Here is a 10,617-nt window from a genome sequence, read left to right on the forward strand (position 1 = left end):
AAGCCCCACAGGCGCTTGACGACGCCGAATACGTGCTCAACCCGGGCTCGCACGCTCGACTTGATGCGGTTGACCATGCGCTCGAGCTMCTCGGTGACGCTGCCCTTGCGGACCCTCTTGTTAGTGAAGTCCGCCGCCCCTGGTGCCTTGGACTCGATCAATTTCTCCTGCGAGGTATATGCGCAATCGCCGTAGACGCGCTCCTCCTGGCCGTGCAGAAGATCGGGCAGCGGATGCTTGTCGTGCACATTTGCTGCAGTGACCACCGCGCTGTGCGCAAGACCCGTCTGGCTGTCCACGCCGATGTGCAGCTTCATACCACATGTGTTCGCCGGTCTTATGTTGTGGTGCTTCCTTGACCCCTGGAGTCAACTGGATCTCGTCGTCTTTGACGACACATAGTATTTCGCGCCCCTGGCTCCTCGACACCATGTACATCTATGCCCAGGTAGACCTGGAAATGGAAGCCAAGGCTCTGGCGCACTGCGCACAACCCGATGGGGTTTCCATCAAGCAGTGGCACTCCGATCCAGGTCTCATCGGTCGCTGTAGGAATGCGGCCGAAACCTTATGTTGCGGTCGTACCGGCATCTACCGACAGCTCTCGCCCTTCCAATCGCGGGTGCCGCACCCGACGCAACATAAGACCGGCGAACACATGTGGGGGCAAATGTTCTRTAGAACATTTGCCCCCCTTGCCTTGATCGACACGCACCATCATGCGCTGGCTGTCGATGTCGGTCACCTTCAGGTGCGTGGCCTCGGACACGCGCAGGCCTGCGGCATAGGCGGTGGTGAGAATCGTGCGCTGCTTCAGGCTGTCGACGCAGTCAAGAAAATGAGCGACCTCCGCCTGGCTGAGCACGACCGGCAGCTTGAACGGCTTCTTGGGCATGGGGATGTCGTCCGGCATCCAGTCGCGCTTGAGTGTCACCTTGTAGAGGAAGCGCAGCGCCGCCGTCGCGATGCTGACTGAGCCCGGAGCGAGTTTGCGGGTCTTCGTCAGATGCACCTGATAGGCCCGAACCTCCTCCGGTCCGAGTGCCTCAGGCGAGCGGTCAAAGTGTCGGGCGTACAGCGAGACCTGTTGCAGATAGGACAGCTGTGTGTTCTCGGCGAGATTGCGAATGCCCATGTCTTCGAGCATCCGCTGGCGTAGCGGTGTCATGGCGAAGCTCCTTTGCAAGTGGAACGGATGAAGTGCTGCGAACAGCAACTGCATCGTTCCGCATCGGGAGCTTCTCGGGAAATGCGCCCAGGGCGGTGGATTGGCGCCCGGCCTGTGATCAGGCACTATCGCGCCAGCGGTTTAGTCCAATTCGCCTAATCGCAAGCATCCGGTAATGCGAAGGTGGTGGCCCGCGTCCTCGATTTTCGTGCTACTGGGTAACGCGACCTTTCCATTACGGGCGCGCCTGGTTCACAACGAGTCAAGCCAGGCGAGCAGTTCCGGATTCCGCTTCCACCGTGGCGGCCGACCCGGCTTCGTCGATGGATCGACCTGCTGGAGCGCTCTTCGCTTGGTCTCCAGATTGGCGCGTGCGTAGTGATTGGTCGTGTCGAGTCGCGCATGCCCGAGCCAGTCGCGGATTACTGTCACATCCACGCCGGCTGCGACCAACTGAACGCCGACGCTGTGACGCCACGTGTGCGGCGTGACCTTCTTTGTCGCGAGCGAAGGTACGTGCCGGGCGGCGGACAGAACATATTTCTTGAGCTTGAAGCGAACGCCAGCGGCGCCGAGCGGCCGACCATATCGATTGACGAAGACGGGTTCGTCATCCGGGCGCGGTTGTCGTCTCAGCAGCGCCTTTAACACCTGGACCGTTTCCGGCCACAACGGGCAGATTCGACCCTTGCGCCCCTTCCCGAGCAACTCGACCTGAGCGGGTGATTCGAAGCGTATGGCCCGCGGGCAGACATCCAGCGCCTCTTGGATCCGGGCTCCCGTGTTATAGAGGAACGCGAGCAGCGCGTGATCCCTTTGTCCTTCCAAGCTCGAGCGGTCGGGCTCTAGCAGGATGGCCGCGATCTCCTCCGCATCCATGTAACACATGGCTGGCTGGGTCTTCTTCTTGACTGGGATCCGCGCAATCTCAGTGCATTGCACGATCGCCAGCGGTTCGCGATGGGCGACGAAGTCAAAGAAGCTACGGATGGCGGCGAGCCGACAGTTGCGTGTGCCGATGGTCACCTTCCTGTCCTTCTCCAGGTGGTCGAGGAACGCCAGTACCTCGCCAGCCTGCAGATCGGCCAGCGACAACTGCGCGATCTGTCGCCGTTTACGTTCAGCAGCAAATCGCAGGAACAACTTCCAAGTGTCGCGGTACGAGCATACGGTGTGGCGAGAGAGATTCCTCTGTTTCGCCATCCATTCATGGAAGAACGCGTGCAGCAGACCGGCGAGGGAGTTCGAGTTCATTGCGCCCCCTCCGCTGCCCGTAACGCCGCCGCGCCGTTCTTGCGGAAGCGTTCGGCGGCTTCCTGCAGCAACTCCGGAGTGATGTTCAGATACACCAGCGTCGAGCGGATGTCCTTGTGCCCGAGGTACGTTGCGAGGTACGGCAGCCTGGACTGTGGATTGATGCCCGCCTTGTACCAATCGCGCATCCGGTGACCCACCATCGTGTGCCGCAGATCATGAATTCGCGCTCCGATTGCCCCGCGCGCCGGTTTGACGCCCGCACGTCGCAGCACATCCGTCAGCACAAGCCTCACTCCTCCAATGCAGTAGCCTTGGTTGGTCTGCGGAGACCAGAACAGGGGACTGCCCGCGCTCGCCGGCGCGCCGGCTTGCTTCCGCTGCGAGAGATACTGCCCGAGAGCGGCCATCACTCCGGGGGCCAGGGGCAAGCGACGATGCTTAAAGAACTTCGTCTCGCGGATGTCGATGGTCTCTTCCTGCGGATCGACATCGCCGAGCCTCAAGCGCACGATCTCTCCTCCCCGAAGCCCGGCGCAGTAGGCAAGCACCAGCATTGTGAAGAGCGTCAATGGACGCAGCGGCGCCTTCGGCGACGGATACGACAGTGCGGCCTCCAGCACTCGCTGTATCTCCTCGTCCGTATAGAGATGGGCGGTGCGCTGGCCCCGGCGGGCACCCTCAGCCACCCCCTGTCCAATTGGCAAGATAGGCACCCGCGGATCGAGCCGGTGCATGGCCTTCGAGACGATGCGCCCCGCTCTCCGCGCCTCGAACAAGTGATACGGAGACGGCTGTTCCTCGCTCCAGAGCTCAGCGAGCGCGTTCAACGGCAGTCCGATCGACTCGGGGTGATGCTGGAGGAAGCGATCGAAGCGAAGCAACGTGTCCTCGCCGGTGTCGTAGCGATAGCCGAGCGCGCGCATATGCGCCACGTGCTCTTCCATTACTCGTCCAAGGACGCTTCCGAAGCGCGGCATCCGCCGCAGCTGCTGCAATTCTGTGGCACTGTCTTCGCTAACCAGGGCGCCCACGATCGGCGTGGTGCGCGGGCCGTATAGCCGATGCAGCTCCGCAAAGGGGTTCGCTGCAATCACCCCCTGGCCTTCAAGCCAGTTGAGATATCGTTCGACGAGGCGAGCCCGGTGATAAAGGATGTGTGCCGCCCATTTCAGGCTGCGTTCCTTCAGCCAGTCTTGGACGATCGATACGGTCGGTGAAGCGCCGGAACCGTGCCTCGCGACGAAGCCGTTGAAGTTGCGCAGGAGGCCGGTGTAGTTCTCCACCGTGGCCGGATGGCGATAGCGCTGCGCCCGCAGGAACCGCTCGATGAGCTTCGCGTTGCCGGTGGATGTCATGGCGATACTCCACTGGGAAGCTCCAACCCGATGGCTCGTAGATCCTCCGTCGCTAGTTTGAGGTACTCGGCAGTTGCTGCGGCAGACGTGTGCCCCAACACGTCGCCGATGATCTTGAGCGGCACGCCGGAGCGCAGCAAACTCACGGCCCGCGCGTGGCGAAAGGCATGCGGTCCCTTTCTCCCTTGCGGGGTGATTCCGGCCGCTCGGAGACGAGAACTCGTGATGCAGTTGAGGATCGATCCGCCCTTGAACGGCCGATGCGGAGCCTGGATACGCAGGAAGACTTCTCGATGCGCGCTTGGCGGACGCCCCTTCTTCAGGTATCGAAGCATGGCTTCGCCGGGTTCGCGCAGCAATGGAAGCTCGGAGTACGTTCCGGTCTTCGCGTGGCGCACGCAAAGAAGATCTCGCCTCCAGTCGATGTCCTCAAGGCGCAACCTGACGATCTCTGCAGCCCGCAGGCCGTAGGTCGCCAACAGCGTCAAGACGGCGTAGTCGCGCAGACCGACCGGCGAGAGATCCTCGCGAGTCACTTCCAGCACTCGCTGCACTTCTTCCGAACGAAGCGCCGAGGGGATGCCCTCGTGCTCGTAGATGCGCGGTCCGATCACCGTGCCGGAGAGATCGGTTGCGGTCAACCCATTACGGCACAGATGGCGCAGGAAGTCTCGAAGGCAGACGGTGCAGTCTTCGATGGAGGCGCGTCGCAGCCCGCGACAACGTCGCTTCAAGTGCGCATCAATGTCGCGAACGCTCAGGTCCCCAAGGCCGTTCTGATCTGCCTGGGACCCGAGCGAGGTCAGGAACCGCAGCGCATATGTCGTGCGCTTGGTTCGAGTCTCTGGACAAAGTCCACGCAGATCGGCCAACCACCTGTCGTAATCCTGCACGACGTTGCGGTGAAAGGCTTCGAGTGCGGTGGCCGGCGGCTCGGCGATCGGCCATCTTCCGTGCACAAGACGAAGCAGCATGTGAACGGCACCGGTGTATCGGTGGCGCCATTTGCTAAGCGGCAAAGACTGCCCGTGCCGTTGACAGAAGAGCCGATATTGCCGACGCAAGAACTGCGCGACGTGCACCGATCGGACAGCATCCATCGATAGGCGCTTGCCGTCGCAGTAGTCCAGGAAGTGACGTGCGAACGTGGGATACCACCGCTGGATCGACGGGGAATACGCCTCGATCTTCAGGTGATGCCGCAGTCTCTCGATCAATGAAGCACTTGAAGAACATACTGATGCGGAATTGGACATGCGAGCCTCCTCGACAAAGTGGTTCGTCGAGGATCCCACACGCCAATAATGCGAAGGAGAATCGCGGGAGTGCCTCGGATTTCCGCGGCTTCCTGCTCGTCCTTTCGATTACGGGATGCTTGCGATTAGGCGAGGAGATGCAGGTCGACTACGGTGAAGGCGCCCCCACCCGGGTGCCGGGCACCGAGCGCTGGCGCAAACCCCGCCTGTTCGTGGCCACGCTGCGCTACTCGCGGCGTAGCTTCCGTCGCGTGGTCTGGAAGTCCAGCCAGCAAGTCTGGGCTGAGTTGCACGAGCAGGCCTGGGCCTACTTTGGCGGGTCGACCCACTACGTCGTGCTGGATTTTGTTCCCGGGAACAAAATCCAGCTTTTGTGGCGTAGCCCGTTATGTGCCCAACCGGCGCGGAAGCCGCCCTGGAGCTTCTCCGGTCGCAGGGGAAGGCGGGCACATAACCCGAGAAGCCAGAGCGAGGATCGACCTCCTTTCCCAACTTGGAACGGAGGTTGTCATGCTGGAGCGCTACTACGTCAGGCCGGTCACGGTCGATCGCATTCGAGCCAACGTTGCTGTGACCTACATCGAGCACTACGTCGCGTGGATGGAGGCGCAGGGGTATTCGGCCCGCAACGTCTTCAAGCGCGTCCCGATCCTTTGCCAATTCGGCGACTTCGCAAGTCGGCACGGGGCAACCGACGGCTGGACCGCGCTGGAGCACGTGGAGCCGTTCGTACTGCTTTGGCAGTCGGTCCACGGCAGGTCGAGCAAGTCCGAGGAATGCCGCGCGAAGGCTGCGCGCGATGTGCGCAACCCGGTGCGCCAGATGCTTGAGTTGGCGCTTTATGGCAGTGTCGAACCGCACCGCCCACGCAAGCCTTTTCCATTCGAAGCTGAGGTGCCAGGATTTGCTGGTTATCTGCGCGATGAGCGCGGGCTCAAGCCCGCCAGCATTCGGCAATACGTTCATTACCTCAACGGCCTGCAGACATTCATTGAGCGTGCCCACGCTTCGGTCGCGTCTTTGTCGCCCGCGCTTCTGGCGGCTTTCATCGTGAACTACTGCCCTGGCTTGAGCCGCTCGAGCCGACGCGATCTATGTGGCACGCTTCACGTATTCCTTCGCTACTGCCACCGCGAGCGTTTCATTGACCGCGATCTCGGCGTCGCGGTTCAACCGCCCCAGGCATATCGCCTGGCCAATCTGCCGAGGGCCATCACCTGGGAGGAAGTCCGGCAGATGCTGAACTGCGTGGATCGGCGCTCCGCTGTGGGGCGCCGCGACTACGCGATGCTATTGCTGCTGGTGGCGTATGGCCTGCGCGCCCACGAGGTGGCCAGCCTCATGCTGGAAGACATCGACTGGCAACACGAGCGGCTGAACATCCCGCAACGCAAGGCAGGCCACTGGTCAGCCTATCCGCTGGCCAGCGTCGTTGGTGAGGCCATCATCGATTACCTGAAGGACGGCCGCCAGCAGACCGCTGATCGGCATGTGTTCCTCCGAGCAATGGCACCGTGTCGTCCCATCTCCAACGCGGCGGTCTGCTCGGCGGTGGTGAGGTACCTTCACCGCGCCGGCGTGCAGGTTCACCGCGCCGGCGCCCATACGCTGCGCCACACCTGCGTGCAACGGTTGGTTGATGCCGACTTCTCACTGAAGACGATTGGCGATTACGTCGGCCACCGGTCGACTGCATCGACCAGGATCTACACGAAGGTCGATATCGCCGCGCTGCGCGAAGTTGCCATGGGCAACGGGGAGGCCCTATGAGTCGCCGCCAAGCTGAGCTCCGGAGTTCCTGTGCTGCGCCGATCAACGCTTTCCTGCAGTTCAAGCGGGCACTGGGTCGCAGATACCGAACCGAAGCAGCAGCGCTGCGGTTGCTCGACGCCTATCTTGCCGAGCACCGCGTCACAGCTCTGCAACAGATCAATCCTCGGATCATCGACGCGTTCCTCGCTTCTCGCCCGCGCGAGCATGCACGCAGCTACAACCATCTGGTCGGGTCGGTGCGACGGTTCTTCGACTGGACGCTGATGCAAGGCATGGTCGATCACAACCCCGTCACGGCCAGCTCTCGTCGCGTGAGTGGTCAACGCATTCCGTACCTGTTCAGTCTCGACGATGCGAGACGACTGCTCGAGGTCGCGCGCAATTTGCGCAGTTGTTCACGTGCGCCGCATCGCGCGCTGATCTACGAGACGGTATTTGCGCTTCTGTACGGATTGGGGCTGCGGGTGGGCGAGGTCAGCAGATTGCTGGTGGGCGATGTCCGGTTCGATGACGCCACACTACTGATCCGCGAGACCAAGTTCTACAAGAGTCGGCTGGTGCCGTTTGGTCCGCGCATAGGCGAGCGCCTGGCGCGCTATGTCGAACAGCGACACGGGACGTACCCCAGCCCTGAGGCGCCGCTGTTTTCCTTCACCGCGCGCGGCGCCGTCAACGAATGCACGTTCAGCCAGACTTTCCACTCGCTACTGCCTCGGCTGGGGCTGCACATTCCGACCGGCGTCTGCACTCCACGCCTGCATGATCTTCGCCACGCCTTCGCCGTGGGTACCTTGCTGCGTTGGTATCGCTCGGGCATCGATCCCAATTCGCGCTTGCTTCACCTCTCAACGTTCCTCGGCCACGCAGACCCGGCGTCCACCGCTGTGTACCTGACGATCACCGAGGAGCTGTTGCGCGAGGCCGATCGAAGGTTTCGGGCATTCGCCCCAGGGCGAGGCCAGCCATGAGCACCATCGGGCAAGTGCTGTTCAACTTCTTCGAGGATCACCTGAACGTGCAGAAGGGTCTGCAACCGGGCTCCATCAAGAGCTACCGCGACACGATGAAGCTGTTCCTCGCCTTCGTCGCCGGAGCCTGCCGCAAGCCGGTCACTCGGCTCGTGCTGGCCGACCTGTCGTCGCAGAGGGTTCTGGATTTCCTGCAGATGATCGAGCGTGAGCGCCACAACAAGCCGCAAACTCGTAACCAGCGTCTGGCTGCGCTGCATACCTTCTACCGCTATTTGGCGACGCATCACTGTGAATTGCTGGCTGAGGCCGAGCGCGTGGAAGCGATCCCGAACAAGCGCGCGGCGCCCGCAGAAACTCGTTACTTGGAACACGACGAAGTCGAGCAGCTGTTCCAGGCCCTTGTGGCGCAAGGCAATCGGGCGCTGCGGGATCGCGCGCTGCTCATGCTGCTGTACAACACCGGCGCCCGAGTGCAGGAGATCGCCGACTTGCGTGTTGGCGACGTCGACCTCGCCGGGCCCTTGCGCGTTCGGCTGCACGGCAAAGGCGACAAGTGGCGCGCCTGTCCGATCTGGCCGGAGACTGCTACCTTGCTCAGGCAGTTGGACACGGTTCGAACGGGCGATACTCAGGCCCCGCTTTTCGTCTCAGGCCGACAGCAGCCGCTCACGCGCTTTGGCATCTACAAACTCGTGCGCCGTCATACCGAGGGCTTCATTCGGCGTGGAGCAAACAACCAGCCCAAGACGATCTCTCCGCACAGTTTCCGGCATACAACTGCGGTCCGGCTACTCGAGTCCGGTGTCGACCTCAACGTGATTCGTGCATGGCTCGGTCACGTCAGCCTCGATACCACGAATCGATACGCTGAGATAACGATGCGGACCAAGATGGCGGCCCTCGCGGCATGCATGCCTCCGACAACTTCGGCGGCATCTCCCGCGCGTGTCCGATGGCGTCACGACCAGGACCTGATGAAATGGCTGCAGTCGCTCTGATGGTTTTGTTCCCATCAACCGGTGGCTCGCCATCGCCAGGGCGGCTTCCGCGCCGGTTGGGCACATAACGGGCTACGCCACAAAAGCTGGACAACCTTAAGGAGGGCGTCTTGAAGCCCGACCTGTACGAGCCCGCGCTCAATCCGGTCTACGCGGCCACACTCGCTCATTACGAGGTGGTGGCCGACCCAGCCCGGGTACGGGATCCGAATCGCAAGGGTACGGTAGAGAACGCGATCCAACATACCCAGTCCACCGCGCTCAAGGGGCGGCGCTTCGAGACCATCGAAGAGCAGAACGCCTGCCTGGAACACTGGGAGTCCAAGTGGGCCGCCTCGCGCATCCACGGCGCCGAGCGCCGTCAGGTGCAGGCCATGTTCGAGGAGGAGCGCGCCCACCTGCAGCCGCTGCCAGCCACGCGCATGCAGTACTTCACCGAGGTGCAGCGCACGGTCTGCGACGACAGCTGCGTGCGCATCGACCACAGCAGCTACGCCGCGCGCCCGGCCCGATTGGCTCCAAGGTGCTGGTGCGGCTGTTCGAGCGGCGCATCGAGATCCGAGACCTTCGCACCCAAGCCTGCTGCGCACCCACGACCGGGTCGATCGCCCCGGCACCGTGGTGTTGCCCATGGCCGAGCGGGTGTTCAACCCCTCGCGCGAGACGCGCTACATCTTGAGCCAGGCCCGCACCATCGGGCCGCAGGCCTCTCGGCTGTGCCAGACGCTGTTCGCCATCGAGGGGCGCGTGGGCCAGCGCAAGCTCTGGGGCATCGTCAACCTGGCCAAGCGCTACCCCAATCACTTCATCGACGCGGCCTGCGCGGCCGCCATGGAGCAAGGCGTACACAGCTACCGCCACGTCAAGGCGCTCACCGAGCGGCTGGTGGCCGACGCTCTGGCCGCCCTGCAGGCCGGCACCCCGACACAGTCGGCGTCAACGCTCACCCAGCAGCACGAGCTCATTCGCAGCGCCGACGAATACGGCGATCTGTTCGCCCACGTCGCCACCGCCACCTCGGGCGGCACAACCTCCAACACCACTGAGATCGCCCAGCCATGAACATGACCGAGATCGAACGCGCCCTGCGCGAGCTGCGCCTGTCCGGCATCGCCGACACCCTGTCCACCCGCGTGATGCAGGCCCAGGCCGCCCAGCAGCCCTTCCTGGAGACCTTCGCCGCCATGCTGCAAGACGAGCTCGACCGGCGCCGCTCGCGATTGATGGAGCGCCGCTTCAAGCGCTCAGGCCTGGCCGAGCGCCTCACGCTGGCGGACTTCGACTGGCGCTTCAACGCCAAGCTGCCGCGCAACGCCTGCTTCGAGCTGCACACCCTGAAGTTCATCGGCGAGGGGGCCAACGCACTGATCGTCGGCAAGCCCGGCACCGGCAAGAGCCATGTGGCCAAGGCGGTGGCCTACCAGGCCACGTTGCAGGGCTATGACGTGCGCTACGTGGAGGCCGACTCCGAGTTCGCCCGCTACGGGCTGGCCAGCACAGCAGAGCAGGCCGAACAGCTCAAGGGCTGGATCGAGCCAGACCTGTTGGTCCTGGATGACCTGTTCCTGGCCCGGCGCATTGCCGACGTGAGCGCCGAACTGCTGCAGGCCATCGTGCACCAGCGCTACAAGCTGCGCCGCGCCATCGTCATCACCTCCAACCGGGTGGTGCAGGACTGGGGCAAGTACCTCGCCGACGCCACCATGGCCACTACCATCCTGGACCGGCTCATGCACCGCTGCGCAATGCTGGAGTTCGAGGGCAAGAGCTACCGTCTGAAGGAGGCCGCCGCGCGCATCGCCATCACGCCCGAATCGTCATAATCCGACCGTCCTGCCT

General features: G+C 63.0%; 8 protein-coding genes and 3 pseudogenes. 6 read left to right on the forward strand and 5 right to left on the reverse strand.

Features of this window, described 5'->3' with window-relative positions:
• The 5 genes and pseudogenes from AC1DY5_RS27160 to AC1DY5_RS27180 form a co-directional block, all read right to left on the reverse strand.
• Positions 1 to 320: pseudogene (locus AC1DY5_RS27160) on the reverse strand (transposase); the annotation flags it as partial.
• Between the two features lie 248 nt (positions 321 to 568).
• Positions 569 to 1,168, reverse strand: a complete 600-nt coding sequence (locus tag AC1DY5_RS27165) for a tyrosine-type recombinase/integrase (RefSeq protein WP_478116431.1) — start codon at positions 1,166 to 1,168, stop codon at positions 569 to 571.
• Between the two features lie 252 nt (positions 1,169 to 1,420).
• Positions 1,421 to 2,422: a tyrosine-type recombinase/integrase gene (locus AC1DY5_RS27170; protein ID WP_478116433.1), complete on the reverse strand. Its 1,002-nt coding sequence runs from the start codon at positions 2,420 to 2,422 to the stop codon at positions 1,421 to 1,423.
• Complete coding sequence (locus AC1DY5_RS27175; protein WP_478116435.1) at positions 2,419 to 3,780, reverse strand: tyrosine-type recombinase/integrase; 1,362 nt, start codon at positions 3,778 to 3,780, stop codon at positions 2,419 to 2,421. Before AC1DY5_RS27175 ends, AC1DY5_RS27170 begins: the two co-directional genes overlap by 4 nt.
• Positions 3,777 to 5,036: a site-specific integrase gene (locus AC1DY5_RS27180; protein WP_478116437.1), complete on the reverse strand. Its 1,260-nt coding sequence runs from the start codon at positions 5,034 to 5,036 to the stop codon at positions 3,777 to 3,779. The genes AC1DY5_RS27175 and AC1DY5_RS27180 overlap by 4 nt, the downstream gene beginning before the upstream one ends.
• Before the next feature lie 128 nt (positions 5,037 to 5,164).
• Here AC1DY5_RS27180 and AC1DY5_RS27185 point away from each other — a divergent pair.
• The 6 genes and pseudogenes from AC1DY5_RS27185 to istB all read left to right on the forward strand — a co-directional run.
• Positions 5,165 to 5,380, forward strand: a pseudogene (locus tag AC1DY5_RS27185) (IS21 family transposase); the annotation flags it as partial.
• A gap of 166 nt (positions 5,381 to 5,546) precedes the next feature.
• Positions 5,547 to 6,806: a site-specific integrase gene (locus AC1DY5_RS27190; protein ID WP_478116438.1), complete on the forward strand. Its 1,260-nt coding sequence runs from the start codon at positions 5,547 to 5,549 to the stop codon at positions 6,804 to 6,806.
• The gene (locus AC1DY5_RS27195; protein ID WP_478116440.1) at positions 6,803 to 7,777 is read left to right on the forward strand and encodes a tyrosine-type recombinase/integrase; all 975 of its coding nucleotides are present in this window, start codon (positions 6,803 to 6,805) and stop codon (positions 7,775 to 7,777) included. The genes AC1DY5_RS27190 and AC1DY5_RS27195 overlap by 4 nt, the downstream gene beginning before the upstream one ends.
• The gene (locus AC1DY5_RS27200) at positions 7,774 to 8,778 is read left to right on the forward strand and encodes a tyrosine-type recombinase/integrase (RefSeq protein WP_478116442.1); all 1,005 of its coding nucleotides are present in this window, start codon (positions 7,774 to 7,776) and stop codon (positions 8,776 to 8,778) included. The genes AC1DY5_RS27195 and AC1DY5_RS27200 overlap by 4 nt, the downstream gene beginning before the upstream one ends.
• A gap of 86 nt (positions 8,779 to 8,864) precedes the next feature.
• A pseudogene (locus tag AC1DY5_RS27205) lies at positions 8,865 to 9,840 on the forward strand (Mu transposase domain-containing protein); the annotation flags it as partial.
• On the forward strand, positions 9,837 to 10,601 hold the full coding sequence (gene istB / locus AC1DY5_RS27210; RefSeq protein WP_478116444.1) for an IS21-like element helper ATPase IstB: 765 nt from the start codon (positions 9,837 to 9,839) through the stop codon (positions 10,599 to 10,601). The pseudogene AC1DY5_RS27205 and the gene istB, both read left to right, overlap by 4 nt.
• Positions 10,602 to 10,617: the final 16 nt, after the last annotated feature.

Source organism: Variovorax sp. P4_D9 (assembly GCF_056401695.1).